Source organism: Vibrio sp. (genome assembly GCF_038138445.1).
Lineage (GTDB): Bacteria > Pseudomonadota > Gammaproteobacteria > Enterobacterales > Vibrionaceae > Vibrio.
On the sequence record NZ_JAYQDQ010000012.1, the window covers coordinates 21,141 to 43,235 of the forward strand.

Consider the following 22,095-nt stretch of genomic DNA (forward strand, 5'->3'; position numbering starts at 1 on the left):
TATTCGTTTTACCCAAAGTACAAATAGCCTCATAGTCGCGCCAAATTTATTAACTATGACTTATATTAAGAGGCTACGACATTGGAAAACATTCTTGCTCCTGCAGCAAAAGCTCGCATTTCAACCCCTGTTATTGCGCTGGCTCTTTATGCGGTAGCTTCAGGCTATTTAATGAGTCTGATCCCACTGATGCTACCTTACTATGGGCTGGACAGCTCATTAGCGAGTTGGCTAGCAAGTGTGTTTTATGTTGGTCTTTTGCTTGGAGCGATCATTATTGAGCCTATAGTGAGTCGCTTGGGTCACAAGCATACACTAGGCCTGTGTTTGGCAGTATTTGCCATTACAAGTCTAGTTTTGCCGATTTTGGCACATTCATCTGTCTGGTTAGTCGCTCGTCTGGTGGCAGGCTTCTCTGTTGCTGGTATCTTTGTCGTCGTAGAATCTTGGTTACTGCAAGGCTCTCCAAAGGCTAGAGCTAAGCGTCTCGGTTTATATATGGCAGCGCTTTATGGTGGCAGCGCAATTGGACAACTGGGGATAAGCTATGTGGGTATCGGTGGTTATCTGCCTTTTCTCATCATTGGCGTCTTGGTTTGCTCATCTATTGCTGTTGTTTTATTTGGACGATGTGAGCAGCCTCAGTCCGAGTCCATTGAACATTTAACAGCTAAGCAAATTTTCAAGCTCAACCATGCCGCCATTATTGGTAGCATAGTATCTGGGCTCATTCTCGGCGCTGTTTATGGCATGATGCCACTTGAGCTTGCAGAACAGGGAATTGAAAACTCTGATATAGGCTCACTGATGGCGCTTATCATACTCGGCGGTATGCTGGTGCAGCCCATAGTGCCTTGGATGTCAAAATATTTAGGCCGTACACTATTAATGGCATTTTTCTGTCTACTAGGCACTCTAGCGGTTAGCTTGGTTATGTTTGATGACGATCTGCGCTTAATGGCATTAGGGCTATTTTTGCTTGGTATGGCTGCGTTTGCTTTGTATCCAATCGCCATCAACCTTGGCTGTGACAATTTAGACGCAAAATACATAGTATCAGCAACTCAAGTCATGTTGTTTAGCTATAGCATAGGCTCAGTATTAGGCCCTGTTATTGCTGACCAGTATATGTCTCAAGAACACTCTTTACTGGGATATTTGTTCTCTATTTTGCTTGCAACTTGTCTATACATGCTTGCTGCAAGCTTAAAGTTCAACAATCATGTGGTAGCTGGGGAATAAGTTGAACTGTCTCTTGCTAATCTAAAAATGAAGCAATGATTCATCAGCAAATTTTCGATGGATCATTGCTCAGTAACTCGTGCACTACTCGACGGCTTTCTTTATTTTCACTTTAAATCCAACAGGTGACATAGTGAAAGCAAATTGCTCAGTAACCCTTTCCGGCTTTTGCTGTGGCTCAACACTAAATTCTTTAAACAATGCATGAAAGGCTAATTTCATTTCCATAATCGCCAATGATCGCCCAGGGCACAGCCTAGCCCCCCCGCCAAACGGTTGCACGTTTGAAAAGGAAGCTCCGGTCTTGTCTATCCACCGATTGGGATCAAACGAGGTAGGTTTCTCAAATAAGTCAGGATCAAAGCCACTAGCATGGAGCATAGCAAAAATGGGGGTGCCTTTTTTAACCTCTACCCCACCAATGTCAGTATCATGGTTAGGTTCTAAATAAAGTTGCGGAGCAACAGGCTTCAAACGCATTGCTTCGTACATGATCGCGGTTACATAAGGCAGCCGAGCAATCGGCCACTCTAATACTTTAGTATTACCAGTTTCATCAAGTTCATTATGCAGGGCAATCTCGCTATCATTATCGTTACTGACTAAAAATGCCATCCAAGCGAGCGTATTCGCGGTGGTATCCTCTCCAGCTAGCAAGACAGTAATCGCATTCGCAACGATATCTTCATCAGTTAAGGACGTGTCCTGTTCCTGCTCCAATAACATAATTTGCAGCATATTTTCTGGTGAATCTTTAAGATTAGGTTCTTCCCTCAAACGAATACGTTGCTTCCCTATGCATTCGGAAACAAACTGCTTGATCTCCTCCAGACTGGCATCAAACTCCCTATCTTTACTGGTTTTGAAAAAACGCCATAAAGGTATAGGAGACTTACATCGTAGATTTACCACAGGGAATACGCGCTGGATACAATCTCTGACTGAAGTATCCCCTCGCTCAATTGAGTTAAAATCTTCACCAAAAGCCAAGAGTGAAGTGACATCCACGGTATATTTTTTAAACTCATTAACTAATTCAACAACCTCGCCAGATTCTGACAAGGCTTCAAAACGCTTTATCAAACGTTCTGTAATCATGCATAAGTTAGGGTAAAAGTGTTTTAAGTGACTGGGTTGAAACATCGGCTCCGTCAGTTTTCGATGGTGTTTCCACCTTTCATCCTCAGAAGAAAAAATACCATTTAGCCCAACTTCATCAAACACACTTTCAATACTTTTTAAACGGCGAAACTCACTGGGTCGAGACTTTAATATCGACTTAATTTGGGCAGGTTCAGATAACACAAGAACATCTTTTAGACCAAGTTTTATACGAAACTGAGCGCCATATTCTTGTATCCAGGCCAACATCTGCTGATGTACATTGGTTTTCTTTAAATAGCTAACATGTCCCAAGATACCCGCCGTAGGTGGCATTGGCAGCTGCCCAATTTTTTGCATCTCAATTTCCTTAGTTTCATCAAGATATTATTAGTCACGTACAATTATACCCAATGTTTTCAGTAACAAATTTATAAAAATCATGAAAAAATAATGACAGAAATGTCATCTAAATGATTTATGAATTGAGCGAAAGCGATGGCCTGAAATTAGAGTAGTAAGGATTACGACATGAACGTGAAGAGCAGTTTTGTTTTATAGCTGGAGCGTATACTCTGTTAAGCGCCAAGGAAAATTATCTCTAAGGGTGAACATGAGGGAGAACGAATGTGCTTATAAATGTTGATGGGGATAAAATGGAGGCGCGTCCCGGAGTCGAACCGAGGTCCACGGATTTGCAATCCGCTGCATAGCCACTCTGCCAACGCGCCTTATTTTATGTTTCTTTTCCGAAAAGGAAATTTAGATGGTGCCCCGGGCCGGACTTGAACCGGCACAGCGCGAACGCCGAGGGATTTTAAATCCCTTGTGTCTACCAATTCCACCACCAGGGCAACGCAACAATGCGATGGTAACACCATCTCAGCGGGCTGTGCCGCTGGAACGAGGCGTACTTTAACCTATTGTGATGTCAGGTCAATAAAATTTTTGTCTTTTTTATTCAAGTGGTTAAAAACCCATCTTGGAAGCGTATTTGGCAGCCAAACAGGGCAAAGTTTCATCAAAGGCTAGCAGGCAACTTACCGATTCACAGATCTAGTACTTAAACTGTGAGACCTCCGAGTTTAACTGCTCAGCTTGAGAAGACAGGCCTTTAAGAATGTCATCAACATCTTGAACTTGGCTAGTTACTTCCGATGACGAGTCTGCTATTGAAGTAATGCTACTTGTGATTTTACTTGTCACAGACTGTTGTTCATCGGTGGCGGCAGCTATATGCACATTCATTTCATTAAGGTCATTCAACATAGTCACTATTTGCTCAAGCATCTGAGCGTTTGTGTCACACGTTTCCACACCTTTTGACACTGTTTCGTTGGCATTAGTTATGCTGGTCGAGACATCACCCGTTTCTTTTTGCAAAGATTCGATTTTCTCTCTGATTTCTTCTGTCGAAGACTGAGTTCTTCCGGCAAGATTACGTACTTCGTCTGCCACTACAGCAAAACCACGCCCCTGTTCACCAGCTCGAGCCGCCTCGATAGCAGCATTAAGCGCCAACAAATTAGTTTGCTCCGCAATCCCTTGTATCACATCCAATACTTCAGCGATTGAGTTACTCTCATTGTCTAGACGGCTAATTGCATTCACAGCCGTTTGCATCTCTTCGTTGAGTTGAGATATCTCTACCCCCAAGTTCCGGCCCACACTGACACCCTGACTACCAGTGTCATTTGCATTTTTGACGAACTCTGCAGCTCGGCTCGCAAACTCCGCAACTTCGGATATAGAGCTACCCATCTGATTAATTGCCGCTGCAACAGACTCGGCACGTTCATTCTGATCAGTGACGGCCGAGCGCGTGCTATTCATGCTACCACTCATGCTATGAATATTATTATTAAGATCATCGGTCGCTTGAGCAAACTTACGGATTATGTCTTGAAGATGAGCAAACAAAGAATTGAGAGATACAGCTAATTCCGTCATTTCATCTTTTCCGTCTTCATCAAGACGTTCGGTAAGATCGTTTTCTCTACTAATATTTTGGATTTTATTACTCGCTCTACTGATCGGCTGGGCAATACTTCTGCCGAGAAAATAAGACACGAATACCGCGACAATTACACCAACAACAATACTGACAACCACTGTGGTAAATTTCGAACTAATCAGTGCTTCTAAATCTGATAAAGCCTCATTCTTGTCAATTTCCGTAACAATCGCCCACTTTAAGCCTGCGGCATTTAGAGGCGCATAGACAGATAAAACCTCGACACCCCTTTTGCCCAACACAACATCAGTACCACTTTTACCGCCCAAAGCAGCGCTAACACTTGCACTGCTCACTTTGTAACGGCCAATAGCGGATGATTTTCCCTCTATCTGTTGTATTGTCTCTGCAGGAACGCCAAGAGTTTTTAGTTCCAAGAAATACTTTTCTGGCTCTTCAAGTAAAAATCGAGATTCACTTCTGAGTAGCTGATCTGGCCCCACTAAATACGTTTCTCCTGTTTGGCCTAATCCAGCATAGCTCCAGTTTTGTCCGAATGTCATAATGCTGTTTATCTTATCAACAGGCATTTGAAAGATAAGAACACCGATTGAGCTCCCTTCCACAACGATGGGGGTGGCAATGAATGAAGCAGCCGCTTCGTATGATGGAAAATAAGGAGCAAAATCTTCTAAGTAGTATTGAGAAGGACTTATATTTAAGGCTTGCTTAAATGCTTTGGCGATACCTGTCGATGAGTAAGGGCCCGAGTTTAAGTTAGTTGCATAGTCTAATTCTTTGAACACAGAGTAAACAATGTTGCCACTAGTATCGACAAGGAAAATGTCATAGTAACCAAACTCTTCTAAAAAGCCTTTTATGCTCGGGTGATACTTTTTATGAACATCATCATACTCAGTGCCCAAAGTATCAGCCATGAGCTGATGCTTTTCACCTAGGGGATTCGGGTTCACCCCAATATATCTAGCCTGAAGTGCTTTGGCTTTATCAGACAAACTCGATAAAACTCTTTGCTCATTGGCCGATTGACCTCCGTTTGCACCACGGTAAGTCTCACCAAAACCTGATGAATAGTAGTTTGAAAGCTGATTTACGTCAGCTGAACTCACAAGCTCTACGGGGTATCGTTCAAATGTATCAGAAAACGCCACCATCGCATCTCTAACGCCGATAGAGTTGGCAACCGTCACCATCTGCCCTCGGATCTGTTGGAAGTAGTTCTCTATTTCACTTTTTTTGTTCTCACGAATGGAAGTCAGCTGACTCATCGCCCGCTGATATAATGCTTGTTCTGATAAGGTCGACGCTTTCCAGCCAACAAATGTACCAGTGGCAACAACCGCCACACTACATAATAAAGTCGAAGCAATAACTATCTTGGTAGCAATTTTCATATCAAGCCCTTATGCGGTGATCCATCTACGCTGTTTTTTTATTGTGGGCCCAGACCATTTGACGCTAAACATAACAATGTCATTATTATCATTTAATAACCTGACATTTTCTAAGTTTATACATAGATTTTTAACACTGGTACCCAGCAGTTACCTCTCCATTAAACCACCGATACCATACTTCATACTCATGCTAAACAATGACATTGAACCTAGCTATGGCTCTAATTTTTCTACAGTAAGTAACTTTTCTTGGCGTTTTTTACAAAAAAAACCGGATAATATTCTATTTTTTTTTGCTTCATCATTAGTGAATCTTTTCGTATCTCACCTAGCGACTATAAAAAAACCAGCACTTTCATCTGTTTTTTAGACTTTGTAAGGATTAGTTTACTCTCTCTGCCCATTATGAAGGAGGCAATATTTAACAATTTAGTTACACTTAACCCAACTGATGTGGCCAACATTCAAAACTGGATAAGCACAATATATCAGTACTTAACAACAACTTTATCCAGTTATTCAGAATAGTATTTCAATTTGAGATAAAACTCAGAATATTAAAAAATGGCCATATCGGGAGGATGTTAATCAATTGCTGCCAAAGAATGCAGCACAATAAGGAGCTTGAGATGAACGTTCAGGCATTACCCATGAATCGATTTATCGACCAACATGGCCAAGTCGTCAAACCACTTCCTGAGTGGGCCGATGTTACAACACTGAAAAAGTTCTATCGCGACATGGTAGTCGCACGCACCTACGACAACAAAGCTGTCGCATTACAACGAACCGGAAAGCTAGGTACCTACCCTTCTCACCTGGGCGCAGAAGCCTTTGGTATTGCCATCGGTCATGCACTTAAACCTCAAGATGTATTTATCCCATACTACCGAGATATGCCTGCTATGTGGGTTCGAGGAATTGGTATGGAAAAAAACCTTCAGTACTGGGGTGGTGATGAACGAGGAAGCGACTTTACTTTTGAAAATAGTGAAGTCGAGTGTCGCGATTTGCCTTATTGTGTCCCTATCGCCACACAATGTACTCATGCCGTAGGCGTTGCATCCGCTCTCAAAATTGCTGGAGACCACAATGCAGCGCTAGTCACTTGCGGCGATGGCGCCACTTCAAAAGGCGATTTTCTTGAGTCCATCAACTGTGCTGGGACGTGGAATATTCCACTGGTGTTTGTCGTCAACAATAACCAATGGGCAATCTCAGTTCCAAGAGCGCTACAATGTGCTGCTGATTTTCTCTCTGAGAAAGCAAAAGGCGCAGGCATCCCCGGCATTACCGTGGATGGTAACGATGTTATTGCTATGTATGACGCGGTACAAACCGCTTTACATAGAGCAAGAAAAGGCAAAGGCGCGACTCTTATTGAAGCTGTCAGTTACCGCCTAAGCGATCATACTACAGCTGATGATGCAACGCGCTATAGAAGTAAAGACGAATTGAACCAAGCTTGGCAATATGAACCTATTAAAAGGTTAAAAACCTATTTAACACAGCAAGGACATTGGTCTGAAGAAGACGAACAAACCCTGTTGGAAAACGCAAAAGTTGAAGTAGAAAAAGCCGTAGAGCGTTATCTAAACCTCCCCCCTCAGGCACCAGAAGCCGCATTTGATTATCTCTATGAGTCTCCTGTCTCAGAGTTAAACAAACAGCGTGACGAACTGATAACTAAGGCAATGCGCATGCAGGGAGGCAAACATGTCTGAGATTACACTAGTTGAAGCAGTCAACCTTGCCCTACACCATGAAATGGCAAAAGACAACAATGTCATAGTGTTAGGGGAAGATGTTGGTGATAACGGCGGCGTATTTAGAGCAACCGTCGGACTTAAAGACAAATTTGGGTTTAAACGAGTTATTGATACACCACTTGCGGAAGCACTCATAGGTGGTGTGAGTGTTGGTATGGCAACACAAGGGCTTAGACCTGTGGCAGAATTCCAGTTTCAAGGATTCGTGTTTCCAGCTCTAGAACATCTCATCTGTCATGCCGCTAGAATGCGTAACAGAACACGCGGACGCTTAACGTGCCCTGCCGTATTCCGTGCACCATTTGGTGGCGGTATTCATGCGCCAGAGCACCATTCAGAAAGTGTTGAAGCAATCTTTGCTCATATTCCTGGCTTTAGAGTCGTTATCCCTTCATCACCGCAGCGTGCATACGGTTTACTTCTTGGCGCGATTCGAAGTAATGACCCTGTCATGTTCTTTGAACCAAAAAGGATCTACCGGACAGTTAAGTCCAATGTGGTTGATAACGGTGAAGCTCTACCTATAGACACATGTTTTACGCTGCGTAAAGGTAGGGACCTTACTCTTGTAACATGGGGAGCTTGTGTTGTTGAATCACTACAAGCAGCTCAACGTCTATCAGAGCAAGGCATAGAAGCAGAAGTTATCGACCTGGCCAGTATTAAACCTATCGATATGGATAGCATCTTTAAGTCTCTCAGCAAAACCGGCCGCATACTGGTTGTTCATGAAGCGAGTAGAAGCTGTGGTGTTGGTGCAGAAATTATTGCACGAGTAGCCGAGCAGTCTATGTGCGAACTGAAAGCACCACCAAAGCGTGTGACTGGTATGGATACGGTTATGCCATATTACAGAAATGAAGACTACTTTATGATTCAAGAAGAAGACATTGTTATTGCAGCGAAAGAGCTCATGGAGGATTGGAAATGAGATCGTTTTTATTACCGGATCTTGGCGAAGGACTTGCAGAGTCAGAAATTGTGCAATGGCATGTTAATGTAGGAGATATGGTCAAGCTAGACCAGATTATTTTAACTGTCGAAACGGCCAAAGCTGTCGTAGATGTACCTGCTCCATATAGTGGAAAAATTGTCAGCCGCCACGGCGAAGAAGGTGATGTGATCAACATTGGTAGCCTTTTACTCGAAATCGAAGAAGAAGGTGCTAGTAAGAGCAGTAAAGAGAAACAGAAGGATGCGGCAACCGTAGTCGGTAATGTTTCTAGTCAAACTCACAAAGTTGATGTTGACGATTTTTGGATCGGCGCTGCACGCAATACTAATGATGACTCGCCAATCACCGCTATGCCTTCAGCGCGACTTCTTGCTAAAAAACTTGGTGTCGATTTGCTTAAAATTAAAGGTAGCGGACATGACGGCATGATCACCGACGCCGATATTTATGAAGAGGCAGGCAAACAACAACCCGGTACTGAAGTGCTTAAAGGTGCTCGCCGTACCATGGTTGGCACCATGGCTGAGTCTCATCATAATGTGGCATCAGTAACGATTACTGAAGAAGCACTTTTAGAAAATTGGGCGAAAGGCGAAGATATTTCAGGCCGTTTAATTCAAGCTGTGGTTCATGCTTGTCAAAAAGAACCAGCTCTGAATGCATGGTTTGACGCTGAGACAATGACACGTTGTGTTCACAGCGCAGTTAATATTGGTATCGCTGTTGACAGCAGCCACGGTTTATATGTGCCTGTGCTGCGCAATGCGCATGAAGTTAAAACAGCAGATATTCGGTCATGGCTTAATGACACTGTTGCTGGAATACGCGACCGAAAAATTGGCCGCGAACAGCTACAACACGCAACCATTACCCTGTCTAATTTTGGTGCAATTGCAGGGCTATATGCGACTCCTGTTGTGTCACCGCCTCAGGTGGCCATCGTTGGAGCTGGGCGCATCATAGAAAAAGTTGTGATGAGAAACAATGAAGCTGTTGCAGTGAAAGCCATGCCGTTATCAGTGACTTTTGATCACAGAGCTTGTACAGGTGGCGAGGCAGCAAGATTTACTAAACTCATGGTCGAACATTTGGAAATGAAACTTAAGTAACATAAACAAAAGGGGCGTTAACTCTGCTCTCCACCACAAGTCGAGACAAGGTTAACTCTCCCCTGCAACTACTTGGTTACGGCCGTTTTCTTTAGCGTTGTAGAGTGCAACATCGGCACGCTCTACAGCGCTTTGCCACTCTTCATCACGTAACTGGGTAACCCCAAAACTTGCCGTACAGCAATCTTTTTTACTTGGCAACATTCGGGAGTGCTCTATCTCCTCCCTTAATTTTTCTGCCACAATCAGTGCTTTCTCGATGTCGGTATTGGGTAGTAATACCATGAACTCTTCCCCACCATAGCGAAAACTCAAATCATCTCTGCGAGTATGTAATTTAAGTATATGGCCGGTTGTTCGTAGTACCTTATCCCCTATCTGATGGCCATAAGTATCGTTAACTTGTTTGAAATGGTCGATATCAAGTAAGACTATCGATAAAGGTTGATCATGCCTCAATGCCCTAGCCACTTCAGTTGGAATCAATTCCTCAAGTGCTCGACGGTTATATAGCTGGGTCAACTCGTCTTTAATCGCAGTGTCATGAAGCGTTGCCACTAAACGCCCTGTCAACATCCAAGTCACTGAAAAAAAGATAAGGATAATCATGAGTAAGGTACTGACAAAAGCCAACTGATGCACAGTTCCAGTACGCATAAAGTCATCAATCACACCTTCAAATAAACTCCAACCAAAGCGGAACAAATTATAAGCAGATTGTATCGCGAGCCCGAAAGAAAGAAGAACTGTTGAAGGAGAGATATCGGTGCTTTTACCTTTGTGGTTAGCAATGATCGCGACAAAGCACATACTTGAGATATAGATAGACATTAAAATCACCCTCGCATTAGTCGAAGGCACAAAAAGGGTAAAATATGTTAGCCCAACAACAAGGACTGGAAAACTATAGAAGCCGACACTAGCGAGTTTCACGCTAAAACCTCTAAACTGGCAAATCCCCATCAGCAGAAAAATGTAGCTAAACGCCATTAAAGAATTAGCTAAAATCTTAGATACCCAAAGAGTGATGTTATTGCCGAAGCTAAGGAAAAAGAAACTTACAGAAAGTAGTAGTAAAGAAGTCGCTATCGTATTGATGCCACATACGCTTGGTTGAAGTCTTTGAATCAAGAATAGCCCTATGCAATAACATACGGACAACAACACACAAATAATTGATAAGGTGGCAATATCTAAATGTATTGTCATTCAAAGGACTTCCTAAAACTCAGCCAATAGGTTAAGTTTAGGAAATCTAGTCAGATTCATCGCTCTTTTAAGTTGATTTTATTCAAGTTGGATTGCCTTAAAATAAAATATTCCGATAGATGAAAAACAACTATCGGAATATTAATCATATTTTTCAATGATAAGCTATACCGATTCTGTCAGCTCTGGCAGTATTTCAAATAGATCTCCCACTAGGCCGTAATCGGCGACTTCGAATATTGGTGCCTCTGGATCGCTGTTGATAGCAACAATCACTTTCGAATCCTTCATACCTGCAAGGTGCTGAATAGCGCCCGATATTCCGACAGCGATGTACAGCTCAGGGGCGACTATCTTCCCTGTCTGACCGACTTGCAAATCGTTAGAGACAAAGCCTGCATCGACTGCAGCCCGGGAAGCGCCAATAGCAGCATCAAGCTTGTCTGCTAGCTGCTCGATTAGCGCAAAGTTTTCTTTACTTCCCACTCCTCGCCCACCAGATACAACCACCCTAGCAGCAGGTAAATCAGGGCGAGCACTTTCTGTTTTTTGGCGCTCAATTAATTGTGATGTATCGTTGCTAATATTGATGTCTAGGGCCTTTATGTCAGCTTTAGAGTCACTCGCTACTGCTGCACTTTCAAACGCAGAGCTTCGAACCGTCGCTATCTTAATTTTGTCCAAAGACTTAACCCTAGCAAGCGCATTACCCGCGTAGATGGGACGAATGACAGTATCTTCTGATTCAATTTTGATCACATCCGAAAGTTGACCCACACCAAGCAAAGCCGCAACCCTTGGCATCAAATTTTTGCCAAAAGTTGTCGAAGGCGCAAATAGATGAGAATAGCTAACTGCCACCTGCTGAACCAATGGTGCACTATTTTCCGCGAGCTGCTGTTGATAGATCTCTGAATCTGCGACTAGTACTTCAGACACTACTTCAACATTTGCAGCGGCATCAACAACACTCTGACAATCGCACCCAATCACTAATGCACTTATTGGTTGATTTAGTTCGGTTGCAGCAGAAATCGTTTTTAAAGTGTCACTACTTAGAACTTGATTATCGTGCTCAACAATGACTAACGTTTTTGAATTCATGCTCATCTCCCTATAAAACCTTAGCGTCATTTTTAAGCTTAGATATCAACTCATTCACATTGGCTACCATTTCCCCTGCCGTCCGAGCTTCAGGTGCCATTACCTCAAGGATCTCGTGAGTTGATACCACTTCGACGCCCAAGTCATCTGCAGAAATAACTTCTAATGGCTTCTTCTTGGCTTTCATTATGTTAGGTAAGGAAGCATAACGTGGTTCATTGAGTCTTAAATCGGTACTAATAATCGCGGGCAATTGAAGTTTGACCGTCTCAAGCCCACCGTCAACTTCACGAGTCACGCTAACGTAGCCGTCATCAACTTTAATGTCTGACGCAAACGTACCTTGGGGACGATTAGTCAGAGCAGCCAACATCTGGGCAACTTGGTTATTATCTGTATCAATCGACTGCTTACCAAGAAGAACGAGTGCAGGATCCTCTTTGTCCATGACTGCGTTCAACAGGTTTGCAACGGCTAGAGGCTCGGGAGCAATATCATGCTTGATATGTATTGCCCGGTCTGCCCCCAATGCAAGCGCTCCTCTAAGGTTTTCCTGACTCGCCGTATCTCCTATGGAAACGACGACCACTTCATTCGCTGCGCCAGATTCTTTTAAACGAACCGCTTCTTCTACTGCAATTTCACAAAATGGGTTCATGGACATCTTAACGTTATTCGTTTCAACACCGCTGCCATCACTCTTCACCCTAACTTTTACATATGGGTCGATCACACGTTTTATGGCTACTAATACTTTCACATCTCCTCCTTGGTGTTAAAAGTAACTACAGAACAGTAACAGGCTGATATTCAGAATGTTTATACTGACTTTCTCGATTATATTTTACCGATCGGCTTCACATTAAACGCAATTGGTCACCGATTCTGTCATATACACAGCTTAGTAAAGTTTACGTTTACGTCAACTAGACTATATTGATTAGTGTTAGAAAGTTGGAAAGGTAGGTTTACACCAATGGAAAGAGAATGTATGGAGTTTGATGTCGTCGTTGTAGGTGCAGGGCCTGCGGGGTTATCAAGCGCAATAAAACTTGCACAGCTTAGTAAGATCAATGACATACCTGTATCTATTTGTGTTGTTGAAAAAGGCGCTGAAGTTGGTGCTCATATTCTTTCTGGTGCACTATTTGAGACAAAAGCCTTAGATGAATTATTTCCTGACTGGAAAGATTTAGAAGCTCCGGTTAATAACCCAGTAAGCTTGGATGAGTTTGTCTACATGACATCACAACATAATCATGTGAATGTACCGTCTTTTTTGACCCCCAACCTTATGCATAATAGCGAGAAAAATCATGTTATTAGCTTGGCCAACCTATGTCGTTGGTTGGGTCGAAAAGCCGAAGAACTTGAGATTGAAGTTTATCCCGGATTTGCTGCGACAAGCATAAATTATGATTCAAGTGGAGCAGTGATTGGTGTCAATACCTCTGACATGGGACTCGATAAGACGGGGGAGCAAAAGCCCTCATTTGAAGCAGGTATCGAGCTAAAAGCAAAATACACTATTTTCGCTGAAGGAGCGCGAGGACATCTAGGCAAAGAGCTGCTCGAAAAATTCCAGCTCGCCAATGAATGCGAACCTCAACACTACGCCCTAGGGCTCAAGGAGATATGGCAAGTCCCTGCTGATCATCCTAAATACCAAGCCGGTCGTGTCCTACATGGTGCGGGCTGGCCGCTGAATGAAACCAATTCAAACGGCGGTAGCTTTCTATATCATTTAGATAATAATCAAATCGTTGTGGGGCTTATTGTTGATTTAAACTATTCTAACCCTCACCTCAGTCCATTTGACGAGTTTCAGCGCTACAAACACCATCCTTTGATAAGTCAATATCTTGAGGGTGGAGAAAGGATAGCTTATGGTGCTCGGGCAATCGCCAAAGGTGGGCTTCACTCTCTGCCAAAACAACAGTTTCCTGGTGGTCTATTAATAGGTTGTGATGCGGGCACCCTTAACTCAGGCAAAATTAAGGGAAGCCACACGGCTATGAAGTCAGGCATGTTGGCAGCTGAAGCTGTGTTCTCACAGTTAAGAGTAGAAAACAGTCAAACCACACCTGACTATAAAAGTGTTTTTGAACAATCTTGGCTTTACACTGAGCTCCATTTAAGTCGAAATTTTGCCTCATCAATTCACAAATACGGTGCCATTGCAGGTGGTGCTATTGCAACATTAGAGCAAAATGTCTGGCATAAGGTATTCAACCGAGCGGCCCCATGGAATATCTCGGACAGCAACCCAGATCATCTTGGAATGAGAGAAATCTCTGAGTGTTCGGACGTAAGCTATCCCAAACCCGATGGAAAGTTGAGTTTTGATCGACCGTCATCAGTCTATCTATCTGGCACACAGCATGAAGAAGACCAGCCCTGCCATTTAGTGATTAAAAATATAAGTGTGCCAATTGAAAATCACCTACCAAGGTTTGACGAACCAAGCCAACGCTATTGTCCGGCTGGTGTATATGAAATCATCACCGTTGATAACAGCCCTAAGCTTCAAATCAATGCAGCAAACTGTCTACACTGCAAAACGTGTGATATTAAGGATCCGTCGCAAAACATCACTTGGATACCACCAGAAGGCGGGGGCGGTCCCAACTATCAAAATATGTAGTTATAAAAAATAGTAAGGCACGCTGCAGAGCGTGCCTTTTGCTAGACGAAGTCGCGTTGGTTTACATGAATATTCCGCCATCAACCTCGAATACACGAGCGTTAACGTAATCATTCTCAAAAATAAACTTCGCTGTTTGAGCGATTTCTTCAGGGGAACCCATACGACCAACAGGAACCATTTTCTCCAGACGCTCTCGAGCTTCTGGTTTCATGCCACCCGTCATCGATGTTTCTATCACACCAGGTGCAATGGCGGCGGCCCTAATTCCATAGCGAGCAAGCTCTTTACCCCAAGTGGTAGCCAGTGTTGCCACCGCAGCTTTGGACGCAGCATAATTACTCTGACCAATATTCCCAGCCCTTGCAACACTAGAAATATTAATGATCACTCCTTTTCGTTGGGTATTGATCATCTGAGCAGCTGCTTCTCGGCCACAGAGAAAGGTCCCATTAAGGTTTACATCGATCACTGAGTTGAATTGTTCAAGGGACATTTTAGTCATTTCATCATCTTTCACCTTAATCAATAAGCCATCTCGAAGAATACCTGCATTATTAATTAAACCGTCCAGTTGACCAAAGTCTCTCACAATGTCACTAAATACCTGCTCGACTTGCTGCTCGTTTGTCACATTGACCTTATAGGTCAAAGCTTTCACTCCCAGCATATTGCATTGTTCCTTGGTATCTAGCAAAGCTTCATCGTTTACATCAAGTAAAGCTAATTCAGCCCCCGCTTGTGCCAATGTTGTTGCCATCATCTGACCTAAACCTTGCCCGGCCCCAGTAATAGCTATCACACTATGTTTTAGTTCCATTCGCGTACCCCATTACTTTTCTGATTGATAAAACTCGAACAAACTTGAAAAGTCTAGCTCCTCATTGCCATTTGCGTTATGAAAAGCATATAGATTTCGTGCGAGAGATCCCATTGGAACCGAAGATTGGCTCATTGAAGCCGCATCTAACCCCAATCCTAAGTCTTTGAGCATCAACTTACTCATAAACCCTGGACGATAGTCATTACTTGCTGGTGAAGTCTCCATGACACCGGGACAGGGGTTATAAAGCTCCAAAGCCCAATTGCGCCCAGAGCTCTGTAGCATAATATTTGATAAGACTTTTGGATCGAGTCCATTATCGATGCCAAGATTAAGCGCTTCACAAGTACCAGACATTAAAATACCTAACATCAGATTGTTACATATTTTGCCCATTTGACCGTCGCCCGCTTTCCCCGCATGGAAAATGTTTTTCCCCATATGCTTAAGCACACTTTCAGCTTTGGCGAAGGCGGCATCCGACCCGCCAACAATGAATGTCAAGGTTCCTGCTTTAGCACCTGCAACCCCTCCAGACACAGGAGCATCAACAAAATCAAGGCCCTTTTGCGCAGCGCACTCAGCAACCATTTTCGCTGAGTGAGGATCAATGGTTGATGAGTCAATCAGAAATGCCCCATCTTCAACCATATCAAGCAACCCAACAGACCCTTTTTCGTCGCCAAGGTATACATCTTTCACATGTTTGCTTGCTGGAAGCATAGTGATGATCGATTCGGCACCTTTCACCACATCCGAGATTGAAGATGCGGCATAGGCTCCTGCAGATTCCAGAGTTTTTACCGCCTCTGGCATCAAATCAAACACTCGAACATTAACCCCTGCCGACAGCAGGTTTTCTGCCATAGGGCCGCCCATATTACCTAAACCGATAAACGCAATGGTGTTCATGAGTCATTTCCTTATTTTTAATAGTGACCAAGTAATGATAATGGGTGGTCGTTTTCATTCCATAATGAGCTAAACAAGCTGTTGATCGTGCCTTCATCGACATTATCGACTCGACTGTATAGCCATTTAGGTTGGTTGTCCTTATCAATTAGGCGAGCTCGTACACCCTCACGAAACTCTCCTAGCAAACAGCTTTGAACAGACAGGATAAGCTCAAGACGAAAACAATCTGCCAACGACAAATTACTATATTGAGTTAATTGTCGAAAACAAATATGCGCAGTAATCGCACTGCCTGAAACGTGATTGCTTTTAGCTACTTCCATCCATTTTGTCTGCCCAGACAGCCCAAGAATGTTTTCACTCACTTGAATTACACTATCTGCATTACAGGCTTGTTTTATTTCATCAATAAAAGGCAACATTTGTGGATCGGGTTGATGTCCATTGACTTTATCAGTCAATTGATTGAGAAGCGCGCTCACTTCTTGGTATACATCTTCAATGTCTGACCAAGGCGTGTCTTTGAGACCAGAGAGTAATTCCGCTTTGTCATCAGCACGAACAATGTGATCGGCAAGCTGAATACCCAATGCGTCAGTGGCGTTGACCATAACCCCCGTCATACCAAGAAATAGTCCAATTCCGGGATCTAACTTATTCAAGAACCATGTAGCCCCAACATCTGGGTAAAGTCCGATACTGATTTCCGGCATAGCGAGACGACTTTCTGGAGTGACAACCTTATGGCTAGCCCCCATGAAAAGTCCCATTCCTCCGCCCATGACAATACCTTGTCCCCAAGCAATAATGGGCTTGCAGTAGGTATGGATCAAATAGTCGCATTCATACTCAAGTTTAAAGAAAGAGGTGCAATAAGATGCAATCTCATCAGAAGAGCCACCACTCATCTTATCGTGCATAGTACGAACATCACCACCGGCACAAAAAGCTTTCTCTCCCTGCCCCTCAAGAAAGATACAGACTATATTATCGTCTTCATGCCAGACCTCTAGTTGAGTTTTAAGCTGCTTCAACATGTCATAGTTAAGAGCATTTAACGAAGGTGCATTATCAAGCGTTGCGACTCCAATCTTTGCATTTCCTTCTTTACAATTTAGCTCTTCAAAACGAACCAATGCTGTCATACCTCCCCCCTATCTATTTTTCCATTGAGGTGGACGTTTCTCCAAAAATGCATTCACGCCTTCGGTTTGATCCTCTGTATCAAACAGTTGGATAAACAACTCTCGTTCTCTGACTAGTCCATGAGCCAAGGGGTTGGTTCTGGTATTTTGAATCAGGGACTTACAAGCCGTCACCGAAGATGGAGATTGGTTAGCGACCATTTCTGCAAGGCTTATTGCCGCATCTAGCGCATTGCCTTTGCTGACGACTTCTTCGACTAACTTGATATTAAGTGCTTGGCTTGCCGTGACTTGCTCTCCACATAAAATCATGCGTTTCGCCCATCCTTCACCCACCAAAGCTGTTAGGTTTTGTGTTCCACCAGCACATGGAAGCAAGCCAACTTTCGCCTCAGGGAGCGCCATAACGGCCTGTTCTTCGGCGATACGAATGTCACAGGCAAGTGCAACTTCTAATCCACCTCCCATGGCATAACCGTTAATTGCGGCGATGGATACACCTCTAAAGCTTGATAAAGCTTCAAATGCCGCGCCAAAAAGACGAGACATATCTATCGCCACTGTTTTATCACCACTGGCAAAAAGTTTTAAATCGGCTCCAGCAGAGAAAAACTTCTCTCCCTGTCCCGTCAAAACTAAGGCATAAACGTCATTATTTTCATTCAATTCCAAAACCAGCTGTTTAAACTCTGTAAGGCTCTCCGCTGTCCAAGTGTTAGCTGGCGGATTATTCATGGTGACAATTGCCACATGATTTTGGATAGTGTGCTCAATGGCACCGCTCTCTGAAATATTCATTGTAATCTGTCCCTAAAATTAAAGTAGCTGAGAGCCTTCTGATAGCACACGGCGAGCAATAATCAGACGCATGATTTCATTGGTTCCTTCGAGGATTTGATGAACGCGAACATCCCTAAAATGGCGTTCCATTGGATACTCTTTAATGTACCCATAACCGCCATAGAGCTGTAAAGCCTGATCGCAAATTTTAAACCCAACGTCAGTGGCAAATCTTTTTGCCATCGCACAATATGCCGTAGCTTCCGAGTCCTGATTGTCTAATTTGCTCGCGGCTAAGCGCACCATTTGTCTGGCCGCAACTAACTCAGTGACCATGTCAGCCAACTTAAACTGCAAACCTTGAAAGTGAGCCAGCTCTTTGCCAAATTGCTTTCTTTCTTTGACATATTGTAAGGCCTCATTAAGTGCCTGCTGCGCTGTACCTATAGAACAGGTCGCAATGTTTATACGCCCGCCATCTAAGCCTTTCATCGCTATAGAGAATCCTTCCCCTTCATCGCCTAAGCGGAAGTGCTCCGGCACCACAACATTATCAAGAGTAATGGCGCGAGTCGGTTGGCTGTTCCACCCCATCTTAGGCTCTTTACGCCCATAACTTATTCCATCGGCATCTGCTGGAACAATAAAAGCCGAAATGCCTTTTGCTGAGTGGTCTCCTGTTCGCGCCATAACAACCAGAACATCGGTATCTCCAGCACCAGAAATAAAGGCTTTACCACCATTGATGATGTAAGTGTCACCTTGTTTTTTGGCGCTGGTCGTTAATGATGCGGCATCTGAACCCGCATTCGGCTCTGTCAAGCAATAGGAACCTAGCCATTCTCCAGAAATCAGGTTTGGACAAAAAGACTGTTTGGCCTCCTTAGATGCAAAGCTCGCAATCATCCAAGTCACCATATTATGAATGGTCATAAATGCCGTAGTTGACGTACAGCCCATTGCAAGTTGTTCAAAAATAATGGAAGCATCTAATCGGCTTAATTCCAGCCCACCTTGTTCTTCTGGTGTATACAAACTTAGAAAGCCCAATTCTCCGGCTGCTTTAATCACATCCTTAGGAAATACCTGCTTTTCATCCCATTCAGCCGCCATGGGCGCAAGCTGCCCCATGGAGAACTGCTGCGCGGTTTCGGCGAACGCGCGCTGATCTTCATTTAGTTCAAAATCCATTTCGCCTCCCGTTATCGCAGCTGAATCGTTAAGTTTGGTCCAGTTGGGATATCGTCATCAAACCAACGTGAAGTGACAGTCTTGGTCTCAGTATAAAATCTCACGGCTTGCTTTCCGTATGCATGTAAATCGCCATAAAAACTGCCGCGCCACCCCGTAAATGAGAAGAAAGGCAATGGAACCGGAATAGGGACATTAATTCCCACTTGTCCAACTTGAATTTCATGCTGATATTTGCGTGCGGCCGCACCATTAGCAGTAAATATCGACGTGCCATTCCCATATGGATTGTTATTGATTAGCTCGATGGCCTCATCTAGGGTATCGACTTCCATACACACTAACACAGGGCCAAAAATTTCCTGCTCATAGATGGACATATCTGTCGTCGTACCTGTAAAAAGCGTCGGACCTAACCAATTTCCTTCAGGCATTCCCTCTACCTGACATTGAGTGCCATCTAGCTGGCACACTGCACCTTGGGCTTTACCTTCCTCAATGAGCGCAACCACACGGTTTTTCGCTTCTTTACTGATAAGCGGACCATATGCCGCTTTATCATCATTCCACGCGCCGGGCTGCATCTTAGCCATCTCTGTTTTAAGGTCTTCGATCCATTCTTTCGTGTTACCCACAAATACAGCCACTGAAATCGCCATACATCGCTGTCCAGCTGCACCGACTGAGCTACCAACCAAGTTATTGATTACCTGTGCCTTATTCGCATCAGGCATAACGACCATATGGTTCTTTGCGCCAGCAAAAGCTTGAACACGTTTGTTATAGTCTGTACCCGTTTTGTAAATGTATTGAGCGACGGGAACAGAGCCGACAAAAGAAACAGCACGAATAGTAGGATGCTTTAGCAGTGTGTCAACTTGCTCTTTTCTGCCATGAACGACTTGCAACACACCTTTAGGGGCTCCGGCTTTTTCAAAGAGTTCTGCTAATCTCATCGCCGTAAGAGGAACCTGCTCTGATGGCTTAAGAACAAAAGTATTTCCGGCGGCAATTGCTAGCGGGAACATCCATAAAGGGATCATGGCCGGAAAGTTAAACGGCGTAATACCACAGCAAACACCAAGTGGTTGAATCATTGAGTAAGAATCGATATCTGTTGCAACATTTTCAACCGTTTCACCCATCATGTTACTGGCAATATTGGCTGCTTGTTCAACGACTTCAATCCCTCGCCAAACATCACCTTTCGCATCAATTAAAATTTTTCCGGTTTCTTTTGAAAGTAATTCTGCAAGCTCATCATGATGCTCTTTAAGTAAGTGCTGGTAACGAAGCATGACACGGGCGCGTTCTGATATCGCCACGTCTTTCCATGACTTAAAGGTCTCTGCAGCGTTTTTGATTGCATGTTCCATTTCTTGTTCTGTTGCACATGGAACCTTAGCAATCACTTCGCTTGTGGCTGGATTTGTGACCTCAACCCACTCGGTTGTTTGAGACTGGCAGAATTCTCCACCAATGAATAAGGGAACTGACTGAATCATGATTGATTATCCTTTTCTTTTATAATGGTATTTCTATTCCAATAGCGGTCGCTTCACCGCCACCAATACACAATGATGCGATACCCTTCATCACACGCTTTTCACTCGAACTGCCATCGCTACTCAATTCTTGTAGCTGACGTAAGCTATGGATCAAAGTCACAATAATTCTTGCACCGCTTGCCCCGATCGGGTGCCCTAGTGCGCAAGCTCCGCCTTTTACGTTAACTTTTTCACTATCAAGACCAAGTTGCTTCACAGCTATCTGAGTTACGACTGCGAAGGCTTCATTGATTTCCCACAGGTCCACTTCATCAATATCCCAATCAAGCTGGGAGAGCAAATGCTCAATAGCGTGCACTGGTGCAATGGTAAACTCAGATGGTTGACGAGCATGAGTAGCATGCCCCTTGATTATTGCTAATGGTTTCAAGCCTTTCTGCTGAGCTAACTGTCCATCCATGACAACTAGAGCTGCCGCTCCGTCAGAAATGGCACTAGAATTTGCCGCTGTAATAGAGCCATCTTTGGCAAAGGCTGGTTTGAGTTGAGGAATTTTTTCAGGTTTGATTGATGGTGGTTGCTCATCATAATCAAGCTTATCACCACTTTTCAGAGACACTGGCACCATCTCATCATCAAACAACCTTTGCTGCTGAGCTTGCATTGCTCTGCCTACGGAAAGTGCTGCCCATTCATCCATTTTCTGACGTGAAAAATCCAATTTATCGGCAATTTGTTGACCAAATACACCCATCAGTTCACCTTGATAAGCATCTTGAAGGCCATCAAGGAACATATGATCATAGCTAGATTTATGCCCCATACGCATGCCAGAGCGCGCTTCTTTGAGAAGATAAGGGGCATTGGTCATACTCTCCATACCACCAGCAAGGATACAACTAGCGCTACCCGCTCGAATAAGATCATGTGCCAGCATCACAGATTTCATTCCTGAACCGCACACTTTGTTGACTGTCGTACACCCCACCGCTTCATCCAAACCTGCTCCTAGTGCAGCTTGTCTCGCCGGAGCTTGCCCTGTTCCTGCTGGTAACACGCACCCCATGTACACTTCGTTTATCAACCCAGCAACTTCCGGCTGCTCTTCAACGGCAGCTTTGATTGCCATAGCCCCTAGCTGAGGCGAAGAATATTCAGATAGCATGCCTTGAAAACGACCCATTGGGGTTCTCTTCGCCGAAACAATCCAAATCTCTTTCTGTTCCAT

The 22,095-nt window shown here is 43.9% G+C and carries 17 protein-coding genes and 2 tRNA genes; 5 read left to right on the plus strand and 14 right to left on the minus strand.

Annotated elements, in window-relative coordinates:
• The first annotated feature begins 81 nt into the window (after positions 1-81).
• Positions 82-1,242, plus strand: a complete 1,161-nt coding sequence (locus AAFM34_RS05565) for an MFS transporter (RefSeq protein ID WP_341660830.1) — start codon at positions 82-84, stop codon at positions 1,240-1,242.
• An 84-nt stretch (positions 1,243-1,326) separates the two neighbouring features.
• On the opposite strand, the gene AAFM34_RS05570 is transcribed toward AAFM34_RS05565, so the two are convergent.
• From AAFM34_RS05570 to AAFM34_RS05585, 4 genes are all read right to left on the minus strand, one after another.
• Complete coding sequence (locus AAFM34_RS05570; RefSeq protein WP_341660832.1) at positions 1,327-2,703, minus strand: cytochrome P450; 1,377 nt, start codon at positions 2,701-2,703, stop codon at positions 1,327-1,329.
• A 297-nt stretch (positions 2,704-3,000) separates the two neighbouring features.
• A tRNA-Cys gene (locus AAFM34_RS05575) sits at positions 3,001-3,074 on the minus strand.
• Between the two features lie 36 nt (positions 3,075-3,110).
• Positions 3,111-3,197, minus strand: a tRNA-Leu gene (locus AAFM34_RS05580).
• Between the two features lie 202 nt (positions 3,198-3,399).
• Positions 3,400-5,712, minus strand: coding sequence for a methyl-accepting chemotaxis protein (locus AAFM34_RS05585; protein WP_341660834.1), 2,313 nt, complete (start codon positions 5,710-5,712; stop codon positions 3,400-3,402).
• Positions 5,713-6,344: 632 nt separating this feature from the next.
• Between AAFM34_RS05585 and pdhA the strand changes: the two genes are divergently transcribed.
• From pdhA to AAFM34_RS05600, 3 genes are read left to right on the plus strand one after another with little or no spacing between them, the layout of a single operon-like run.
• Positions 6,345-7,439, plus strand: coding sequence for a pyruvate dehydrogenase (acetyl-transferring) E1 component subunit alpha (gene pdhA / locus AAFM34_RS05590; RefSeq protein WP_341660836.1), 1,095 nt, complete (start codon positions 6,345-6,347; stop codon positions 7,437-7,439).
• On the plus strand, positions 7,432-8,415 hold the full coding sequence (locus AAFM34_RS05595; RefSeq protein ID WP_341660838.1) for an alpha-ketoacid dehydrogenase subunit beta: 984 nt from the start codon (positions 7,432-7,434) through the stop codon (positions 8,413-8,415). Before pdhA ends, AAFM34_RS05595 begins: the two co-directional genes overlap by 8 nt.
• On the plus strand, positions 8,412-9,548 hold the full coding sequence (locus AAFM34_RS05600; RefSeq protein ID WP_341660840.1) for a dihydrolipoamide acetyltransferase family protein: 1,137 nt from the start codon (positions 8,412-8,414) through the stop codon (positions 9,546-9,548). Before AAFM34_RS05595 ends, AAFM34_RS05600 begins: the two co-directional genes overlap by 4 nt.
• A 51-nt stretch (positions 9,549-9,599) precedes the next feature.
• On the opposite strand, the gene AAFM34_RS05605 is transcribed toward AAFM34_RS05600, so the two are convergent.
• The 3 genes from AAFM34_RS05605 to AAFM34_RS05615 all read right to left on the minus strand — a co-directional run bounded on the left by AAFM34_RS05605 (position 9,600) and on the right by AAFM34_RS05615 (position 12,621).
• Entirely contained in the window at positions 9,600-10,757 is a 1,158-nt protein-coding gene (locus AAFM34_RS05605) for a GGDEF domain-containing protein (protein WP_341660842.1), read from the minus strand.
• Between the two features lie 165 nt (positions 10,758-10,922).
• Positions 10,923-11,861, minus strand: coding sequence for an FAD-binding protein (locus AAFM34_RS05610; protein WP_341660844.1), 939 nt, complete (start codon positions 11,859-11,861; stop codon positions 10,923-10,925).
• 10 nt (positions 11,862-11,871) lie between these two features.
• On the minus strand, positions 11,872-12,621 hold the full coding sequence (locus AAFM34_RS05615; protein WP_341660846.1) for an electron transfer flavoprotein subunit beta/FixA family protein: 750 nt from the start codon (positions 12,619-12,621) through the stop codon (positions 11,872-11,874).
• A 216-nt stretch (positions 12,622-12,837) separates the two neighbouring features.
• On the opposite strand from AAFM34_RS05615, the gene AAFM34_RS05620 reads away from it, so the two are divergent.
• Positions 12,838-14,505: an electron transfer flavoprotein-ubiquinone oxidoreductase gene (locus tag AAFM34_RS05620; RefSeq protein WP_341660848.1), complete on the plus strand. Its 1,668-nt coding sequence runs from the start codon at positions 12,838-12,840 to the stop codon at positions 14,503-14,505.
• A gap of 61 nt (positions 14,506-14,566) precedes the next feature.
• On the opposite strand, the gene AAFM34_RS05625 is transcribed toward AAFM34_RS05620, so the two are convergent.
• Genes AAFM34_RS05625 through AAFM34_RS05655 form a run of 7 tightly spaced genes read right to left on the minus strand, consistent with a single transcriptional unit; the run spans position 14,567 to position 22,095 of the window.
• On the minus strand, positions 14,567-15,325 hold the full coding sequence (locus AAFM34_RS05625) for an SDR family oxidoreductase (RefSeq protein WP_341660850.1): 759 nt from the start codon (positions 15,323-15,325) through the stop codon (positions 14,567-14,569).
• 12 nt (positions 15,326-15,337) lie between these two features.
• Positions 15,338-16,240, minus strand: a complete 903-nt coding sequence (gene mmsB / locus AAFM34_RS05630) for a 3-hydroxyisobutyrate dehydrogenase (RefSeq protein WP_341660852.1) — start codon at positions 16,238-16,240, stop codon at positions 15,338-15,340.
• A gap of 17 nt (positions 16,241-16,257) precedes the next feature.
• Positions 16,258-17,388 carry an enoyl-CoA hydratase/isomerase family protein gene (locus AAFM34_RS05635; protein ID WP_341660854.1) on the minus strand — a complete coding sequence of 377 codons (1,131 nt, stop codon included), beginning with the start codon at positions 17,386-17,388 and terminating at the stop codon, positions 16,258-16,260.
• Between the two features lie 9 nt (positions 17,389-17,397).
• A complete protein-coding gene (locus AAFM34_RS05640; protein ID WP_341660857.1) occupies positions 17,398-18,186 on the minus strand; it encodes an enoyl-CoA hydratase in 789 nt (262 codons plus the stop codon).
• An 18-nt stretch (positions 18,187-18,204) separates the two neighbouring features.
• Entirely contained in the window at positions 18,205-19,359 is a 1,155-nt protein-coding gene (locus tag AAFM34_RS05645; protein ID WP_341660859.1) for an acyl-CoA dehydrogenase family protein, read from the minus strand.
• Between the two features lie 11 nt (positions 19,360-19,370).
• Positions 19,371-20,864: a CoA-acylating methylmalonate-semialdehyde dehydrogenase gene (locus AAFM34_RS05650; RefSeq protein ID WP_341660861.1), complete on the minus strand. Its 1,494-nt coding sequence runs from the start codon at positions 20,862-20,864 to the stop codon at positions 19,371-19,373.
• A gap of 19 nt (positions 20,865-20,883) precedes the next feature.
• Positions 20,884-22,095, minus strand: a complete 1,212-nt coding sequence (locus AAFM34_RS05655; RefSeq protein WP_341660864.1) for an acetyl-CoA C-acyltransferase — start codon at positions 22,093-22,095, stop codon at positions 20,884-20,886.